The 19,426-nt window shown below is 40.1% G+C and carries 15 protein-coding genes; 11 read left to right on the top strand and 4 right to left on the bottom strand.

Features of this window, described 5'->3' with window-relative positions:
* Positions 1-43 precede the first annotated feature (43 nt).
* From ASU03_RS01105 to ASU03_RS01115, 3 genes are read right to left on the bottom strand one after another with little or no spacing between them, the layout of a single operon-like run.
* Complete coding sequence (locus ASU03_RS01105) at positions 44-1,240, bottom strand: lipocalin-like domain-containing protein (RefSeq protein WP_057830056.1); 1,197 nt, start codon at positions 1,238-1,240, stop codon at positions 44-46.
* On the bottom strand, positions 1,237-3,675 hold the full coding sequence (locus tag ASU03_RS01110; protein WP_057830057.1) for an FtsX-like permease family protein: 2,439 nt from the start codon (positions 3,673-3,675) through the stop codon (positions 1,237-1,239). Before ASU03_RS01110 ends, ASU03_RS01105 begins: the two co-directional genes overlap by 4 nt.
* Before the next feature lie 4 nt (positions 3,676-3,679).
* Positions 3,680-4,348, bottom strand: coding sequence for an ABC transporter ATP-binding protein (locus ASU03_RS01115; RefSeq protein ID WP_057830058.1), 669 nt, complete (start codon positions 4,346-4,348; stop codon positions 3,680-3,682).
* A gap of 354 nt (positions 4,349-4,702) precedes the next feature.
* Here ASU03_RS01115 and ASU03_RS01120 point away from each other — a divergent pair, with 354 nt between their 5' ends.
* The 4 genes from ASU03_RS01120 to ubiB all read left to right on the top strand — a co-directional run bounded on the left by ASU03_RS01120 (position 4,703) and on the right by ubiB (position 9,827).
* The gene (locus ASU03_RS01120) at positions 4,703-6,310 is read left to right on the top strand and encodes a CHASE domain-containing protein (RefSeq protein ID WP_057830059.1); all 1,608 of its coding nucleotides are present in this window, start codon (positions 4,703-4,705) and stop codon (positions 6,308-6,310) included.
* A 356-nt stretch (positions 6,311-6,666) separates the two neighbouring features.
* Positions 6,667-7,506: a bifunctional demethylmenaquinone methyltransferase/2-methoxy-6-polyprenyl-1,4-benzoquinol methylase UbiE gene (gene ubiE / locus ASU03_RS01125; RefSeq protein WP_082627091.1), complete on the top strand. Its 840-nt coding sequence runs from the start codon at positions 6,667-6,669 to the stop codon at positions 7,504-7,506.
* Between the two features lie 2 nt (positions 7,507-7,508).
* Positions 7,509-8,204, top strand: coding sequence for a ubiquinone biosynthesis accessory factor UbiJ (locus tag ASU03_RS01130; protein ID WP_057830060.1), 696 nt, complete (start codon positions 7,509-7,511; stop codon positions 8,202-8,204).
* A 54-nt stretch (positions 8,205-8,258) separates the two neighbouring features.
* Entirely contained in the window at positions 8,259-9,827 is a 1,569-nt protein-coding gene (gene ubiB / locus ASU03_RS01135) for a ubiquinone biosynthesis regulatory protein kinase UbiB (RefSeq protein WP_057830061.1), read from the top strand.
* A gap of 188 nt (positions 9,828-10,015) precedes the next feature.
* On the opposite strand, the gene rep is transcribed toward ubiB, so the two are convergent.
* Complete coding sequence (gene rep, locus ASU03_RS01140; RefSeq protein ID WP_057830062.1) at positions 10,016-12,046, bottom strand: DNA helicase Rep; 2,031 nt, start codon at positions 12,044-12,046, stop codon at positions 10,016-10,018.
* A gap of 110 nt (positions 12,047-12,156) precedes the next feature.
* On the opposite strand from rep, the gene ubiK reads away from it, so the two are divergent.
* From ubiK to wecB, 7 genes are all read left to right on the top strand, one after another.
* Positions 12,157-12,411, top strand: coding sequence for a ubiquinone biosynthesis accessory factor UbiK (gene ubiK / locus ASU03_RS01145; protein WP_057830063.1), 255 nt, complete (start codon positions 12,157-12,159; stop codon positions 12,409-12,411).
* A gap of 91 nt (positions 12,412-12,502) precedes the next feature.
* On the top strand, positions 12,503-13,915 hold the full coding sequence (locus ASU03_RS01150) for a phosphomannomutase/phosphoglucomutase (protein ID WP_057830064.1): 1,413 nt from the start codon (positions 12,503-12,505) through the stop codon (positions 13,913-13,915).
* A gap of 24 nt (positions 13,916-13,939) precedes the next feature.
* Positions 13,940-15,052: a GNAT family N-acetyltransferase gene (locus ASU03_RS01155; protein WP_197411163.1), complete on the top strand. Its 1,113-nt coding sequence runs from the start codon at positions 13,940-13,942 to the stop codon at positions 15,050-15,052.
* Positions 15,053-15,055: 3 nt separating this feature from the next.
* A complete protein-coding gene (locus ASU03_RS01160; RefSeq protein WP_057830066.1) occupies positions 15,056-15,331 on the top strand; it encodes an acyl carrier protein in 276 nt (91 codons plus the stop codon).
* 11 nt (positions 15,332-15,342) lie between these two features.
* Complete coding sequence (locus ASU03_RS01165; protein ID WP_057830067.1) at positions 15,343-16,170, top strand: hydrolase 2, exosortase A system-associated; 828 nt, start codon at positions 15,343-15,345, stop codon at positions 16,168-16,170.
* Entirely contained in the window at positions 16,164-17,024 is an 861-nt protein-coding gene (locus ASU03_RS01170) for a hydrolase 1, exosortase A system-associated (protein WP_057830068.1), read from the top strand. The genes ASU03_RS01165 and ASU03_RS01170 overlap by 7 nt, the downstream gene beginning before the upstream one ends.
* Before the next feature lie 117 nt (positions 17,025-17,141).
* Positions 17,142-19,421 carry a non-hydrolyzing UDP-N-acetylglucosamine 2-epimerase gene (wecB, locus tag ASU03_RS01175; RefSeq protein ID WP_057830069.1) on the top strand — a complete coding sequence of 760 codons (2,280 nt, stop codon included), beginning with the start codon at positions 17,142-17,144 and terminating at the stop codon, positions 19,419-19,421.
* The last annotated feature ends 5 nt before the right edge of the window (positions 19,422-19,426 follow it).

The raw sequence follows: 19,426 nt of genomic DNA on the forward strand, positions 1-19,426 counted from the left end.
GTTTTGTTCTAATCCTAGTGCTTAACTACTGCCGGGGTTGAGCTTACTTATTACTATAACCCGTCATTTCAACAAAACCTTGGCCTTGATGACTGCCACTAAAAGTCACCATACCTTCAAAGTATTCAATACCAAAGCGCATAATTTGTTGCTCATTAACTACCGTCACCTTGATGTCGATATTTTCTTTCGCGATAAGTAATGAAAATGATTGTGGGTAGGGGGAGTTACTGGTGAGGTTATGGTAGTGGCTGATAAGAGTGATATCGTTCGAGGCAATACTACGAATGTCACCATTGCGCATCATTATGCTGGCATACAAATAATCTTCTTGCTTTGAGCGAGCACGAAAAACCATCAAGGCAGTATTGTCATTAAGGCGCAGTGCAAACCAGTCCCAACCTTGTTGATCTGGCCCTAGCGGTTGTGAAGACCATTCACGTTCGAACCAGGCTTGACCTGTCACTTTTTGCCATTTCCCTTGCCAATAGACCTTACCCGTGACTTCTATAAAAGGCTGAGAATAATAGTGGCTGGCGATATTTAAACTCGGGTGTTTAATGCTAAAGCCCTTTTCGCCCTGCAGAAAGAACTCTGCTGTTGTAGTTAGATTCAGTTCTACTTGCCAATGCTTTTCTCTCGTCGTTGTAGCGATCTTTTCCTTTATTGGACCATTTACTTTTGAAATATCTACGGCACTCTCTATCTCGGCAACATCCACTGCACTCGTTATTGAGCCAACCGCTGAGCCATAAACCAGGCTGGCGGGTAGCAAGGACGATGTGGACTGCCATTGCCAGTCATCTATTGTGGCATTAAAGGGCTCAGAAGATATGTTGACGTTGCCTAGCTCTTCGCGACCATGTCTATAGGCGGTGTTATGGCTTTGTGCATCCGCTAAAGCGGCATGAGCGAAGTACCAATGTTTATCGCCAACCGCTCGGCGAAAAAGGGTCCATTGACTTGCCAATGACTGGCCATGTTCAGTCGTTAACGTTGCGGTTAAATACCACCACTCTTGGCGATACGCTTTTTTCGGCGCATGGGCTTGTGGAAAAAGTATCAGATTATGCATTGATGGACTAGCAAATTTACCGTCCGCATCGGTAAGGTATTTTAGTGGCTGGCGTTTTTTTTCCGCTTCTTCACTGCAGCCAGTAATAAGTAGACCACTGGCTAGCAAGATTAATAGCGGTTTTAAACAATATTTTAAGCAATGCCTTAAGTAAAAAATCATCATGACAAACTGGCCCTCACATTGAGCTTATATAAGGGAATGGCTAATGCAGGTAATAATATCAATAGCCCGGTAACACTAGTGATAGCAAATGGCGCGATATCTAATACTAGCGGCATTGACCAGCCAAATGATGCGGGTAGCACTTTTGCTACCAAGGCTTTAGCCAGTAAGCCAGCTATCGGCCAGCTAAGTAAAAGCACACCAAAAGCTAACAATAGCCACTGCATTAACATATGACTAAAGAGCTCAATACGGCTATAACCCAAACTACTTAATATGTGTAAATCTGGTTTGCGCGCCAATTCTAAATTGTTGGCTGATAAAAACAGGCCAAAGCAGGCGATAATGAGTAAAACAAAAGCGATTGCCTGAGTCAGTACAAAAGTTTGCTTAAATATTGCTAGTGCCATTGTTTTGATTTCTTCAGGTAAAAATATCTGCTCGTTATCAAGACCTAACTGCTCAGCTAACGCGGCTGTACTTAGATTATTACGGCCCTTAAAGTAGACAGCAAAGCCATGTTCACGCCAGCCTGAAAGAGGAATTTCCTGGGCCTTTAACGGAATTTTGACCGAATAGCCTTGATTGCCATAGTCATAAAAAATGGCTGTTATGGTACAGGTGAGCTGTTGCAGGCCTTGCTCGACGGTGAACTGTTCATTTAAGGCTAAGCCTTTTTTAAGCGATAGCTGTTCGTTGATATAACAACTGAATTGCCCTGGTGATTGCTGCTTGGACGACCGTGCTTTAAACAATAAACTATTTTTTTGTTTAACCGACATAAGCGCATGAACCGCTAGGGTATCATTACCGTATTTGGCGATAGTCTGGTTAAATACCACATATTCATCAATATACTCTTGCTGTTTAAGCCAGGCCTCAACCTTGTTTTTTTGCTTGGGGTTATAACTGATAAAGAGGTCTGCACTCAACAACTGCTCTAAATAGGCAGTGAAAGCTTTTTCAAAACTGTTGACCATAAGCGCCGCGGAAATACTGGCGGTGAGTGCTAGGTAAAATGCTGCTAAGGGTAAATAGCGTCTACCCACTTGTTGGCGGGCATCTTTAACCACAAATTTGAGCCGAAAAGAGCGAGTGAAATAACTCATGCCCTTAAGTAAGTAACTCAATATATTAGGTAATAAGGCGACACTGGCGATTAACAGTAGGCCATATTTTATCATTAATAGATGCCAGGAATTTTGTCCATAAACCTCAGGCCAAAGTAGGAAAATAGCCAGTAAGATTAGGCCAATGGCAGCGCTTGCTCGGTAGTTAAATGATTGAGGAACAATGCGGGCTGTTAGGGCGATTTTTGCTGAGCTAATAATTCTAAACTGTTTAAATAGTGCCAACAAAACGGCCACGGCAGAAATAGCGAATGCCCATAAGCTATATAACCAATGCCATTGAAAATGTCCGCTTTGTCTTAGCTGATATAGCTGCTCTAAGGTAATTCCTAATATAGGCAGTAAGATTGAAACCAAGGCAAAAGCGATGGCAATACCAATAATACTGGCGAGCAAGGTTAATAGCAAAGCTTCACATAGCATAACTTTTAGAATGCTGGTTAATTCTACGCCAAGTAAGCGTAACTTTGCCGCTAACTCGCCGCGTTTTTGCCATGCTTGATCAGCGGCTTGAAAAGCGATAAATAAACTGACGATAAAGCCTAAAATGGCCAGTGCCGATAAATTTAAATGCAAAGCATCGGCAAAACCTTCTCGTTCTTCAAGTGACCAGGCCTCTTGAATGGATAAATGCTCGGGTAAAGCTGCGGCTAACCGTGCCTTTTCATCGGTGCTAATGGCGGTCACCATTAAATGACTAAAGCCTTTGATATCGGGAAATAGTTGCCAAGCAAGGGGTAAGTCAATTAAGGCGACTTTGCCCCAGTCATTGATTTGATTGTAGTTAACTTTAAATGATTGGTCACCAGCTAAGGTGATTTGCTTGGTATCATTTTTATCTGTCGTTGAATTAAGCGTCAAGCCAAGGGCTTTGGCGTATTTGCTGCTTAGATTAATATGATGAGTGGTAAAAATTTTTGGCAGGGTCAAAACCAGTGGCAGCATGTCCATGGCTCGGAATGATATTTGCTTACCGGAAGCAAGTGTTTTACCAAAAAGATGTATTGGCGCAAGCTGATAAAAACCTTGGGCCTTTAACTTGCTAAAGTCATGGCGTGAAATAGTGTGCCCTTCATTGGCAACAATATAAAAACTTACGGGAGATTTTAACCCCCTATTGGCTGCTTGGTACTGCTGTTCGCTGGCATGATTTAATACCAGAATACTGAGTAGAGTGCTGGTGGCTATGGCTAAACTTAAAATAAAGCCAAGGTTTAATAGTGGTTTATGTAAGTATTCAGCAAGGTGTGCTTTAACAACCAATAAAAACTCACTATTTTTTTCTGTATTAGCTGTTTCTTTCATCAGTTCAACCGGTAACTAAGCTGACAGTAGATTCTTGTAAACGATAGATTTTATCCATACTAGCAGCCACATCGGCGCTATGAGTCACCATAAGTAAGGCGGTGTTGTTGGACTTAGCTAGCTGGACTAACTGTGCTACTACCTGGCTACTATTCTGCTGGTCTAAATTTCCGGTTGGTTCATCAGCAAGCAACAATTTTGGCTTACTGTTTAGCGCGCGAGCAATGGCTACTCGCTGCATTTCACCCCCTGATAAGGTTGCCGGATATTTTTTTAATAAGCTGCTAATACCAAGTTGCTCTGCTAGTGCTAAACCATGCATAACATCATAGCGACCAGCGAGTTTGGCACTGAACTCAATATTATCTTGCACCGATAAGCTAGTAAGTAAATTAAAGTGTTGGAAAATAATACCAATATGCTGTTTGCGTAACTGGCTAAGTTGTCCATCACTGGCTTGTGCTAAGGAAATACCAGCTACTTCAACTCTACCTTGCTGAATTGGCTCTAAACCTGCAATCAAGTTGAGTAGGGTGGTTTTGCCACTGCCGCTATCGCCCATCAAAGCCACACATTCACCCGGGGCAACGGATAAATTTAAATCGACTAATAATTGGCGATGAGTATCACCATCGATGATTTGATGATTGAGTGACTGGATAAGTAAGGACAAAACACCTCCTGTTATTATGACGAACTAATGCGAGTTATTAGCATTATAGCGAAGCTAGCGTTAATCTCACCCCGCAAGAAGCGGTGAATATAAAAGTGATGCTGATTTTAACCTTGTAATATATTACGACACTTTAAAAAAAATGTTTTAACCGCACTAGCTTATGCTTTTATATTGTACTCCTTTGGCAGATAGCTCTTGTACTAATCACATTATGTTATTAATATCCTTCATGAATATCCCTTCATACTTATAATTAGCCTAAACAGCACAACCACTTTTAGGCTTGAAAAACACTGGCTGCTGAGCCTTGATAATAATAGTGCTAGGGAAGCAGTTGCTTAAGGATTTCAAATGGCTTTAAAAACCAACAATGCAGTAATGCAAATTTTTGTCATGATTGTCGGCATCTTACTATCTACATTAAGTGGCTGGTTTCTTTTTGATGTTGAAAAAAAAGCCATCATTAGTGAATTTCACAAGGATATTGACGAACGCGCTGCCTCATTATCTCGTGAGATAGAAATAAATATTGAAGCACTATATACCTTAGCAACGTTATTTAGCCAAGCATCAACCCCTGATTTTCAAGCTTTTACCACGCAAGCAAGAAAGACCTTAAATCGTCATAATGATATCCAAGCTTTGGAATGGATACCCCGTGTGCCACACGATCAAAGACAAGCTTATGAGGCAGAGTTAAGAAAAAGTTTCCCTGACTTTGAGTTTACTGAACGTAAGGCGCAAGGCTATATGGCAGTGGCGCAGCAAAGAGCCGAGTATTTTCCTGTTTATTATGTTGAGCCTTTAGTTGGCAACGAAGCCGCATTTGGTTTTGACTTGGCGTCAAATGCCACACGTCGTGAGACGCTAGAAAAATCACGAGATAGCGCTACGGCGCGAGCTACGGCGAGTATCACCCTGGTGCAAGATAATGATAAGGAAAAAGCTTTTTTAGCCTTTTTACCAATATATAAAGGGCAACCAAGCACCTTAGCTAAGCGTAAAAAAAACTTACAAGGTTTTATTCTTGGGGTTTATCGTATCGCCGATATTTTTGTCAGCTCAACCCTAAATGATGAATTACTGGGCTTAGAAATTGACCTTGTTGATGAGACTGATCCCAATAATATTGATTTGCTCTATACCCATAGTTCATCAACAGGTTTTATGGTTGATAGAAATATTATTTATAAAAAAGTACTACCTGAAATATTAGGACGTAAGTGGAGTTTAATTGGTTCACCAACACAGAGCTATATTTCGGTAAGAAGAAGTGTACTGCCTCTGTTCGTCTTTGGTGCGGGTATTATTTTTACCCTATTTATTACTGCTTATATTCGTAGCATTACCAAGCGCGCCAATGTGGTACAAAGGATTGTTATCGAAAAAACCAATGAACTGAATGAAGCCAATAAAAGGTTAAAAAAGCTATCGAGGATTGATGGTTTGACCGGTATTGCCAATAGACGTTTTATGGATGAATTTTTAGATAGGGAATGGTTACGGGCTATCAGACAAGAATCATCAGTCTCCTTTTTGTTAATTGATATCGATTTCTTTAAAGCCTATAACGATAACTATGGCCATTTAGCCGGTGATGAGTGTTTGAAAAAGGTTGGTGCTTGTCTGAAACAGCAGGTGAATCGTGCTGTAGATATGGTTGCTCGATACGGTGGTGAAGAGTTTGCTTTTGTTTTACTTGATACTCACGATGTTCAATTGATTGCCCAACGCTGCTTAAAATCTATTGAAGCGCTAAACATTAAACATGAGTTTTCTCAAGTTGAGGCGGTGATTACCATTAGTATTGGTTATAGTACTATAGTGCCGCAAAAGGGCAGTGATCCCAGTAGTCTTATTGCTGCCGCGGATGAAGCATTATATAAAGCTAAAGAAAGCGGCAGGAATAACGCGCTTGCTAGTTTAACGGCTAATTCACCGCCAACCTTCAGCATATAACTATGCTTTCTCCGGCTATTTACTTTATTTTAGGAAAAAAAAACCGATAGCAAAGGCTATCGGTGAGTTAGCTATGAGGAAAGCTAGAATATTCAATTATTACAACAAGCGTCCGTATAAGGGAACGAAGAGAAGTATAGAGTAGACACTCTATTTTTTCAAGTTAAAAATGTAATTTTATTTCATATTTGTTGTTTAATTACATTATTTCATGGCAAGTAAGAACTTATTATTCAGTTAGGTCAGCAAAGCTTTAGTTAAATCAATAAAAAACCTGCTGGGTATTTGGTGATTTAGCATGCATACAGTAAACTATCGACAATTATAGTTTTAATATTGCTTTAAGTGAAATTACCATGTCATCCTCAGATAAAAATCCTCAAGCCAGTGACTTACCGACAAATCAGCAAACACCAACCGATGGCGACACTTCAGCCGATAACTCAGCCGAAAGTAAAGGTACTACGCACTTTGGTTATAAAACCATAGAAAAAGACGACAAAATATCTATGGTAGCAGGCGTGTTTCACTCGGTGGCAAAGCAATATGATGTGATGAATGATTTAATGTCCTTTGGTATTCATCGCTTATGGAAACGTTTTACTATTGATGCCAGCGGTGTTCGTCCAGGCAATACCGTTTTGGATCTAGCCGGTGGTACCGGTGATTTAACCGCTAAGTTTTCGCAACTCGTTGGTCGAGAAGGTAAAGTGATTTTAGCCGATATTAATAGCTCAATGTTAAATGTTGGTCGCGATAAATTACGTGATAAAGGTTTAGTGCAAAATATAGAATATGTACAAGCAAATGCTGAATATTTACCTTTTGAAGAGAATACTTTTGATATAGTCACTATCGCTTTCGGTTTACGTAATGTAACGGATAAAGATAAAGCCTTACGCTCAATTTATTCGGTATTAAAACCGGGTGGCCGTTTACTTATTTTAGAATTTTCCAAGCCAGAGCATGAGCTATTGAATAAAGCCTATGACTTCTATTCCTTCAATATTTTACCTAAAATAGGGGAGTTGGTGGCGAAAGATGGTGCAAGCTACCAATACTTAGCCGAATCAATTCGCATGCATCCTGATCAAGAAACCTTGAAAAGCATGATGGATAACGCCGGTTTTGAACAAACCAGTTTCAAAAATTTAACTGGTGGGGTAGTTGCCTTACATAAAGGCTACAAGTTTTAACTATGCGAGCTTTGAATAACCAGGCATTCACTCAGATCAGTACTCAACTTAATTCGAAATTAAGAGATAGCCTATTATTACCACAAGTTGTCACGGCAACGCTTGAATTAATTATGAACAAAGCTTTGGCTTTAAATCATAATAAGGCCATCTCTTTTGCCGAGTTAAAGCAAAAAACGCTAACCCTTGAATTAGCTGAGCTTTCATTTCCGCTATCTTTTACTGTTAATACTAGCGATAGCTCAGCTGTGGTCATAGTTAGGTCTCAAACTGACAGTAGTGACTGTACGATAAAGACCAGTATAAAGGCGCTAAAAAAATTAAAAGCTAAGCAATCTCTAACACAATTAATCAAACAAGATGAATTAGATGTTAGCGGTGATATAAAAATAGCACAGCAATTTACTCACATTACTCAGTCACTGGCAATAGATTGGCAGTCTGAGCTAGCTAGGCACCTTGGTGATGTGCCCACCCATAAGTTACTACAGTTTAGTGATAAAATTAGCAAATCCATTTCTGCAACCGCGAAGCAGATTGAAACAGATATTAGCGAATATCTAGTACATGAAAAACGCTTACTGGTCACTATAAGTGAAGTAACTGTTTTTAACCGGCAAGCCAAAGAACTTGCCAATGAAGTTAACGTAATCTCTGCGCGTATAGATCAAATTTTTGCTGATTTAGCTGAAAAATAAATTCAAGCTTAATGAGTAAATACCACTAATAATGTATAGGAAATAGTAACCATCGTGAGTAGTAAACGTCTTTATCAAATCGTTAAAACCTTCTTGAATTTTGGTTTAGATACAATGGTACCCGCAGGCTTGTTGCCTTGGTATGTAAAAGTCGGTCGAGCCAGTTTATTTTGGTTGCGAAACCAGCATAAAGATAAAACCCCAGAACGACGATTTCGTTTAGCGATAGAAACTTTAGGACCTGTTTTTATTAAATTCGGTCAAATGCTATCGACTAGGCGTGACTTATTAACCCCAGAGTTAGCCGATGAACTTGCCTTATTACAAGACAAAGTAGCACCATTTGATGGCGAACAAGCTAAGCAACTTATTATTGATGCCATGGGTATTGAAGTTTTTGAACAGCACTTTAAAGATTTTGACCTTACCCCTCTGGCGTCTGCCTCTATTGCGCAAGTTCATACTGCAACCTTAATTTCAGGCGAAGAAGAGCAAAAAATAGTTATAAAAGTTTTACGTCCCAATATAACTGAAACCATCTTAGCGGATATTAAAGTGATGTCACTGTTTGCCGGCATTGTTGCGCGTTGGTTACCCGATGGTAAGCGTTTACGTCCTAAAGAAGTGGTACAAGAATATCGTAAAACCATTTTAGATGAGTTAGACCTTAATCGTGAAGCGGGCAATGCTATTCAATTAAGACGCAATTTTGAACAAGGTAGCGAGTACGATAAAGCGCTTTATGTACCGGAAATACATAGTGAATATAGCTTTAAGAATGTCTTAGTGATGGAGCGTATTTATGGTGTTGGTGTGGGTGATATCGCTAGACTAAACGAGCTTGGTGTCAATATGAAATTACTGGCTGAGCGTGGTGTTGAAGTCTTCTTCACCCAGGTATTCCGTGATAGTTTCTTTCATGCCGATATGCACCCGGGTAATGTTTTTGTTGATGTCACTAACCCTGATGATCCTACTTGGATTGCCATAGATTTTGGCATTGTTGGTACCTTAAACCGTGAAGATAAACGATATTTAGCCGAAAACTTTGTTGCTTTTTTCAATCGCGATTATCGAAAAGTAGCACAGCTGCATGTTGATTCTGGTTGGGTACCGGCAAATACCAGTGTTGATGAATTTGAGTTTGCTATCCGTACTGTTTGTGAACCGATTTTCAATAAACCTTTGTCAGAAATATCATTTGGCCAAGTGCTGGTTAATTTATTTAATACCGCACGACGTTTTAATATGGAAGTACAACCGCAGCTGGTGTTACTGCAAAAAACCTTATTGTATATAGAGGGCTTAGGTCGTCAATTATATCCACAGTTAGATTTATGGCAAACGGCAAAACCATTCTTAGAAAACTGGGTTAAACAGCAGATGGGCTTTAAAGCTGTCTTTAGTAAAATTAAAGCTAACTTACCGTTCTGGAATGAAAAACTGCCTGAAATGCCAGATTTAATTTACGATTACTTAAAAACCAGTCGTGAAAATCAGCATCAACAAACACAATTAATGCGGACTATGCTGGTTAGCCAGGGTAAACAGAATCAACGAGTTATTTACAGTGTTGTTGTTGCCGCTATTATTATTGCCACTGCGATACTATTAAGCCACTAGAGTTCATCACTAGTGGCTAGTGCTTCAAGTTAAAACTGCCAGTATGTTTTCACTGCCTTAGCTTTAGCAAGCTGGGCAGGTAAACTTGCTTGCATGTTTGATTAAGCTTGCTTGCTCAACGTGCGAGACTGTTTTTTCGTGGTGTTTTTTTCATAGCTCAAAGTTGCCAATTTAACTCATCTTGTGGCTTATTTTTTTGCTGCATTGGCTTTTGCTAGCTGGGCACGTAAACTTGCCATGCCTTGTTTATTTGCTTGCTCAACGTGTGCGACTGTTTTTTTCGTGGTACCCAGCTCCCAATTTAAATCATCTTGTGGCAATTCATGTAAAAAGCGACTGGCTTCGGTGCGAATCAGCTCACCAAATTGGCGGCGCTCTTTGGCGTAAGTAAATATTAACTCACGCTGGGCTCGAGTGATACCAACATAAGCAAGGCGACGCTCTTCTTCAACACTGCCTTCATCAATACTGGTTTGATGGGGCAAGAGACCTTCTTCCATACCAATAAGAAATACATAAGGAAACTCTAAGCCTTTGGAGGCATGAAGTGTCATCAATTGCACTTGGTCGTTACTCTCTTCCTCTTCATTTCGTTCCATCATATCGCGTAAGGTTAAACGTGTAACAATTTCAGGCAAGGTCATGGGCTCTTGGTCATCACTGCCTTCGAGCATTTGTGTAACCCAGCTAAAGAGTTCGGTGACATTCTTCATGCGCATTTCAGCCGCTTTTGCACTCGGTGAAGTGTCATAGAGGAAGTCTTCGTAATTAATCTCGCGGATCATTGAACGTAATACGGCTGCGGTATCACCACGTTCAGCTTGATCGCCAATATCAACCAACCATCGGGTAAATGCTTGCATTTTCAATAAGCCACGACCGGTTAAGGTTTGTTCTAAACCAAGCTCAAAACTGGCGGCAAACATGCTAATTTGACGCATATTGGCGTAATTACCTAATTTCTCTAATGTGGTCGGGCCTAATTCTCGTTTAGGGATATTAACAATGCGTAAAAAGGCATTATCATCATCTGGATTCACCAAAACGCGTAAGTAGGCCATGATATCTTTAATTTCTGCCCGAGAGAAAAATGAGGTGCCACCGCTTATTTTATACGGTATGCGGTTTTTCATCAGAGCCTTTTCTAATAAACGTGATTGATGATTACCGCGATAAAGCACAGCGTAATCTTTGTATTGGCTACGGTTCATAAAACGATGACCAATTAGCTCGCCAATAACTCGTTCAATTTCATGATCTTCATTTTTTGCTTGTAGTACACGCAGCTGTACCCCATAGGCGAGTTCACTGAATAAGGTTTTTTCGTATACATGGGGATTATTAGCAATGAGTACGTTAGCACATTTTAATATCCGACCGCTGGAGCGATAATTTTGTTCTAATTTTATCACTTTTAAATTGGGATAATCTTTACCCAGTTGTACTAGATTTTCTGGCTTGGCACCACGCCAAGAATAAATGGATTGATCGTCGTCACCCACTACCGTTAAACGAGCTCGTTCACCGGCTAGTTGTCTTACTAATTCATATTGACTGGCGTTGGTATCTTGATATTCATCGACTAATAAATAGCGAATTTTTTGTTGCCAGCGTTCTTTAACCGCAGGGTAATTTTTCAGTAATAAGGTCGGAATAAGAATAAGATCATCAAAGTCGAGGGCATTATAGGCTTTCATATGCTGATGATAACGCTGATAAAACTCGGCATATTCAATGCTATTGGCATCACTGGCCATTTTCAATGCTGCATCGGGTAAGTACAAATCATTCTTCCAGCTTGAAATCATGCTTTGTAGTTTACTCAGTAAATCTTTATCACCATCAAGCTCGTCCAGGGTCAATTCTTTGAGCAAGGCTAAACTGTCTTGATCATCAAAGAGAGTGAAACCTGGTTTGTAACCTAAGGTTTTAATTTCCCGACGGATAATATCAAGACCGAGTGAGTGGAACGTAGAAACCGTTAAACCACGGGTTAAGTCTTTGCCTAACATTTTTTGGATACGTTCTTTCATTTCACGTGCGGCTTTATTGGTAAAGGTTACCGCGGCAATATTACGGGCTTTGTAATCACACTTTTGAATTAAGTAAGCAATTTTTTGACAAATAACCCCTGTTTTTCCTGAGCCAGCGCCCGCTAGCACTAAGCAAGGGCCACTAACATATTTTACTGCTTCATTTTGTTTAGGATTAAGTTTCATTATTTTTTACTACACTATTGAAAATAAACTATCGACCCGTGATTTTACCTGTTTTTAGTCATAGGCAAAACAGTTACAATGCAAGACATGTAAAAAAATAGGAAATTATTATGTTGACTGCAAAAAAGTTAGAAGAAATTGCCAAACAAGTAACCGAGTCTATTCCAGCAAGTTTAAAAAATATCGCCCATGAATTGGAAGATAAAGCTAAGACGGTTTTGCAAAGCAAGTTATCACAACTTGATGTGGTAACACGCGAAGAGTTTGATGTACAAACACAAGTATTGCTCAAGACGCGGGCGCAATTAACCGCGCTTGAAACTAAGCTAGCAGAACTGGAAGAAAAAATAGCAGCAAGCAAATAAGTTAGTGCTAGCCGTTAAAACGACATCATTCTAGTATTGATAACATCAGCCACACAATTAACCTTAATATTAACAAGGACAAAATTATTTCATGTCATCATCTAAAGTAGCCTTAACATCAGGCCCTTCTGCCATTACCTGTTTCAAAGCTTATGATATCCGCGGAAAATTAGGCAAAGAATTAAATACTGATGTCGCTTATCGCATCGGTCGCGCTTTTTCCCAGTATACCCAAGCAAAAACTGTAGTGGTTGGTGGTGACATACGTTTAACCAGTGATGAGTTGAAAGAGGCTTTGGCACAAGGGCTAATGGCGGGTGGCAGCAACGTTATCGATTTAGGTTTAGCCGGTACTGAACATATTTATTTTGCCACCAGTTACTTAGAGTGCGATGGCGGTATTGTCGTTACTGCAAGTCATAATCCGATTGATTACAATGGTATGAAGCTGGTACGCGAAAACTCAAAACCTATCAGTGGTGATACTGGCCTGTTCGATATCCAAGCCCTTGCCGAGCAGAATGATTTTATTGAGGTTGCCAGCAAAGGCACATTAAGCACTGTTGATATTAGCCAGCCTTATACCGAACACTTATTAACTTATATTGATAATAAAAATATCACGCCATTAAAGTTGGTGGTCAATGCCGGTAATGGTACGGCAGGCCCAGCGCTTGATGCCATAGAAAGTGCTTTTAAAGCCTTAAATGTCCCTATTGAATTTATTAAAGTACATCATCAACCCGATGGTACTTTCCCTAACGGTATTCCAAATCCACTATTAATAGAAAATCGTGCCGCGACTCGTGATGCGGTAATCAAACATGGTGCAGATATGGGTATTGCCTGGGATGGTGATTTTGATCGTTGTTTCTTATTTGATGAAAGCGGTGAATTCATTGAAGGTTATTATATTGTGGGTTTATTAGCAGAAAACTTTTTAAATAAAGTTACCGGTGATAAAACACAAGCAAAAATCATTCATGATCCACGTTTAACTTGGAATACGATTGATATTGTTGAGCAAGCGGGCGCTCAAGCCATCCAAAGTAAAACGGGTCACGCTTTTATTAAAGAGCGCATGCGAAGTGAAGATGCTATTTATGGTGGTGAAATGAGTGCTCATCATTATTTTCGCGACTTCTTTTATTGTGATAGCGGCATGATCCCCTGGTTATTAATTGCCGAGTTGGTTTGTTTACGTAAGCAGCCGCTGTCTAGTTTAGTGAAAGAGCGCATAGCGGCTTATCCATCATCGGGTGAAATTAATAATAAAATTGCCGATCCAAAAGCTGCTATTGCCCGTGTTTTTGATTTTTATCAACCCCAAGCACACGTTATTGATAAAACAGATGGTATTAGTATGGAATTTGGCAATTGGCGCTTCAATTTACGCAGCAGTAATACTGAGCCAGTGGTACGGTTAAATGTTGAGTCTAAAGGCGATAAAGCCTTGATGCAGGAAAAAACAGAGCAAGTATTAGCTTTGTTGTTAGCAGAGTAGTCTTTTTTTATGGCCGAGAGCTTAATGACTGTGAGTAAACAGTTTTCTTATCGTGAACTATCATTTACTGAGTTTGCTCAGCAATATCAAACCAGTATGCCTAAGGCGAGGTTATTTGAATTAACTTTGCCTTGGCTTATTGCGACAGAGCAGTTTATGCTGCCCGAAAATAGCCAAGTGCTGGTGCATTGTTTATATCAAACCAGTAAAGGACAAGAGCCAGTATTAAGTATTGCTTGGCCTTTGGTACATAGTACTATCCATAATAAGAGTAAATGGTCTCAACCGCAGATTAGCTCACTGAGCAGTTTTTACTCGGCAGTTACCGAACCCATATTTTTTACCACTGCGGATAAACAAACATTACAGCAGTTATTATCCTATATAAAACATGACCATCAGTGGCATAGTATGCAACTTGGTGCTTTTGAAGAGGGTATTGTCAGCCAAGCACTGCTGGAGTATTTCCCTTATCAGCGAGTTTTTGCTAAAGCTGATAATATCTACCAACAAGGGCTTACTGACTATGCTAGTTATTATCAACAAAGACCGAGTCAATTACGCAATACCATAAAAAGACGTCAAAAAAAACTGACTAAAGCGCAGCAATACCGAATTGAAATAATTACCGATGTCAGTACTTTTTCCTCGGCATTTTCTGCTTATAAAGCCATTTACCAACAAAGCTGGAAAGGTGATGAGTTTAGCTTCGATTTTATCGAGCAAGTGTGTCTGGCAGCGTTGCAAGAAAATAAATTACGTTTTGGGCTCTTGTTTGTTGATGATGAGCCTGCAGCTGCCCAGCTTTGGTTTGTACAAACTAGTTATAATGATAGTGGACAGGTCCAAGCAACGGCTTCTATTTTTAAGCTGGCTTATGCCCCCAAGTATCAAATGTACTCGGTTGGTTCTATTTTATCATTAGCTTTATCTGAACATGTTATCAGTCAAGATAAAGTCACCAGTATTGAATTCGGTATGGGCTCTGAGCCATATAAACAAGATTGGTTAGCAGGCAAAAGAACTCGACAAAGCTATCTAATTTTTAATCAGCATAGTATCTATGGTAAGTTAGCCATTATTCGGCATCTGCTACTACCCTGGCTAATTAAACCCTTCAAAAGGAAAAGTAAGTAAATAATGACTTCTGTACAATCTAGCGAGCAAGTTAGCGCACAAACCACAGCGCAACTCATTAAGTTATTAATCGCCATTATTCCCAATTATGATGAAAGTTTTTGGCATGCTGAAACTGAGTTATTTGGCGCTATTGCTGAGTTTGATTCCATGACGTTAGTCACCTTGATTGGTGAAATGGAAGAATCTTTCGATATAACCCTTGATGATGATGATATCAGTGCCGAGAATTTTGCTTCGGTGGCTAGTTTAACCGAATTAGTACTAGAACGTAGTTAAGCGTTTTGGCTATGGTATCGACTAGAGTAGAATTTTATCCAGGTGCTAAAGGGCCATTATTTCGGATAATTCGCACCCCAGAGCAAGTACTTGCTCACCTGCTATTTATTGCGCCCTTGTTCGAACAGGCCAATCAAACCCGACACCATATTAGCCGTTCAGCCATTAATGGTTATCACCATGGCTGGCAAACTATCATTTTTGATCACTATGGTACTGGGGATAGTGGTGGTGAACTTGTTGATACTAGCTTAGTCTTGTGGCAGCAAGATATTGTTAAGCAGCTAGGGGAAATTAAAGCCAACTCGGCTCAAGCAATCTACCTGTCATTACCATTATCTGCGGTGTTATTATTATCGGATGAAATCCTTAGTTATGTTGATGGCGTGCTACTGTTACAACCTGACTTTAACGGTAAACGTTTTGTCCAGCAATTTAAGCGTCTAGCGTTAGCGGCTGGCTTTACTCAGCGTAAGACGGCAATACCTACGACCATAGCTGCAGCAAAAAAACGACAACAAACCATTGAGATTGCCGGCTATACCATGCAAGAAAATTTGCTCGACCAGTTAGCTGCACAGAATTTAAATCAGCTAACTGACGTTAAGGTCCCTTGTTATTGGTTTGAATGGTTAGCCCAGTCAGAGGCGTTGAGCCCAGGCAGAGCAAAGCAGCAACAAGCACTCGCCAATAAAAGTAACAAGTTGATTATTCAACAAATAACAGAGATGAAATTTTGGCAGGCCACTGAATTACAAATATCGCCTGAATTTTTACGGCAAGAGCAGTTGCTTTTTAGCCAGTTAATTGCTGGCGCAGCGGAAATAAGTGGATGTTAGAGCAAGGTGTTATTTTTAATAGCAAGGGTAAACAATTAATTGCCATTGAACATTTACCCATGCCGGTAACCATGACCCGGGGTGAAAATGCCACTAAAAAAGGTGTGATAATTGTTGTGGGTGGCCCACAAACACGTGTTGGTAGCCACAGACTGTTTGTTTATTTGGCAAGGGCGTTAGCTAAACAGGGCCTTACCGTATTTCGCTTTGATTATAGCGGTGCTGGCGACAGTGAAGGTGAACTTAGTACTTTTACTGACATTCAAAGTGACATTGATGCCGCTATACAAACCTTTCAACAACGCCATAGTGATATTACTGAGTTGGCTTTATGGGGGTTATGTGATGCTGCCTCGGCCATTTTACTGTATCTTAATGATAATCATCAACAAACAAAAATAAAGCAGGTGTTTTTGGTTAACCCTTGGGTAAGGCAAGTGCAGACACAAGCAAAAACTTACCTGCGCTCTTATTACCTTAAACGATTAAGGAGTAAAGCCTTCTGGCGGAAACTGCTGAGGGGAAAAGTACAAGCACAAGTCGCGCTTAGTGAGATTAATCAGTTTCATCAGCAAGGCAAAGCAAGTAATAATATTCACCCTGAGGATAACTTTGTTACGCAAATGCTACAGGGCTTGAGCAAGTTTACTGGCCAAAGTCATATCATCCTTAGTGGTAATGATTTAACCGCGGATGAATTTAGGTTGTTAGTTAAAAGTAATAAACATTGGCAGCAAGTAATGGCTCAGGCTAGTATAGAGCAGAAAATAATCAACCAAGCTGACCATACTTTTTCTCAACGGGATAAACAAAATCAACTGATAGAATTTACTGCTAAGGCGTTAGTAAAGTAAGTCGTTAACAGAAGATTACAATACTCACCTGAGTTATGTTACTTGTGTGAGTAAATGCTTTACAATTGCCAAGCAAATGAAAATAGCCGCATAAATCTAGCAACTTAAGGAAGAAAAATGAAAATAGGGATTATCGTTGGCACTCGCCCAGAAATAATCAAAATGGCGCCCGTTATTCGTGAATGTAAAAAACGAGGTATTGCCTATTTTATTATCCATTCGAATCAACATTATTCTGAAGAAATGGATAGTATCTTTTTTAAAGAACTAGAATTACCGGCACCAGATTATAATTTGGGTGTTGGCTCGGGTTTACATAGTAATCAAACAGGTAATATTTTGATTAAAATGGAACCTATCTTAATACAAGAAAAACCTGATGTAGTGCTTGTGCAGGGTGATACCAATACAGTACTAGCTGGGGCCTTAGCTGCCTCAAAGCTCGGCATTAAAATCGGTCATATTGAAGCCGGTTTACGTAGTTATGATCGCACTATGCCCGAGGAAACCAATCGTATCTTGACGGATCATATGAGTGAGTACTTATTCGCCGTTGGCCCTAATCAACATGCTATTTTGGCAAAAGAAGGTATTGATGGCGATAAAATATTCACCGTGGGTAATACCGTTTCTGATTCTTTATTTCAACATTTAGATATTTCAGCCAGCACCAGTACCATTTTGGCAGATTTAGCTGTGACATCAGGTGAGTATTTCTTAGTGACTGCCCATCGTGCTGCTAATGTCGATATACTCGCAAACTTGTTAGAACTGCTGGCCTTATTTGATAAGTTACATACAAAATACAGTCAAACTATTGTTTGGCCAATTCATCCAAGAACCCAAGCTAAACTGAAAGAATTTTCCATTGAATTACCTGCTTATTTACAGCTTATTCCACCCATTGGTTATTTAGATTTTATTCAATTACAAAAACATGCTCAGCTTATTTTAACTGACTCTGGCGGTATTCAAGAAGAAGCCTGTTTATTAGGTGTACCTTGTATTACCTTACGTGAAAACACCGAGCGTCCTGAATCTATTGAAGTAGGTGCTAACATATTGGTTGGTCGTGATGCCGATAAAGCGTTAGCCGCAGCGGAAAAATGGCTTGCTAAAGATGCAGCTGACTTTACTTGGGGTAATCCCTTTGGTGATGGTCATGTAGCAGAAACTATTTTAGATATCATTACTAATTCAGTACCGAACACTCTCGATGCTGAAATTATTGCTAAACATGAAACACTCAGTGTTATTGGTCTGGGCTATATGGGGTTACCTATAGCCAGCTTATTAGCAGAAGCTGGCTATCATGTTACCGGCGTTGATTTGAATAGCGATAAAGTTACCGCGATTAATAAGGCACAATGCCCCTTTGATGAAGCTGGTTTACCTGACTTACTTACTAAGGTTGTTTCACAAGGTTTTTTAACAGCCAGTAGTGAAATTCCTACCAGCACAACCTATTTAATTGCTGTACCGACACCGCACAAGGATAATAGCTGTGACCGAAGTTATGTCTTTAGTGCCGTTGATGCGATAGCGAAAGTGGCTAAAGAGGGTCAAACGGTAATTATTGAGTCAACTATCTCGCCACAAACAAGTTTAGCCGTGGCACAACGCTTTGCCGAAGCCGGTTTAACCATCGATGTTGTCCATTGTCCAGAACGCGCCATTCCAGGGAAAACCTTGCATGAACTGGTGCACAATGACAGGATTATAGGTGCAACAAACCCTAAGGCACAACAGAAAGTTAAAGCTATTTATCAAAGTTTTGTTAAAGGTGAAATCTTCTTAACGGATTTAACCACAGCCGAATGTATCAAGTTGGTAGAAAACACCTCACGTGACGTGGGTATTGCTTTTGCCAATGAACTATCACAAATTTGTCAAGAGCTCAAAGTGGATGTCCATGAGGTTATTCGCCTAGCTAACCGTCACCCAAGAGTTAACGTGTTATCGCCAGGGCCAGGTGTTGGTGGACATTGTATCCCCATTGACCCTTGGTTCTTGGTTGAAAATACTCAAGCAGGAGAGTTGGTTCGTTTAGCACGTACTATTAATGACCAGCGTCCAAGTATAGTTGCTGAACAAGCTTTGGCCCTATTAGGGGATACCAGCCAGCTTAAGGGTAAGAAAATTGGCATCTTAGGCGTAGCTTATAAAGCCAATGTTGATGACTGTCGTGAATCACCTGCTGATGCCATTCATCAGCATTTTATCCAAGCGGGCTTGGAAGTTAATTATCATGATCCCTTCGTACCCAGCTGGCATTGCGCTCGTCAAGAGACGTTAACCGCCATTGATGATTGGGCAGATGTATTGATCTTGGTTACTGATCATGAGTGTTATAGTAATTTGGCGGTAGTTACGCCACTGCTCAATAGCCGAGCATAAAAAAG

It is taken from the genome of Colwellia sp. TT2012 (assembly GCF_001440345.1).
Taxonomy (GTDB): Bacteria; Pseudomonadota; Gammaproteobacteria; order Enterobacterales; family Alteromonadaceae; genus Colwellia.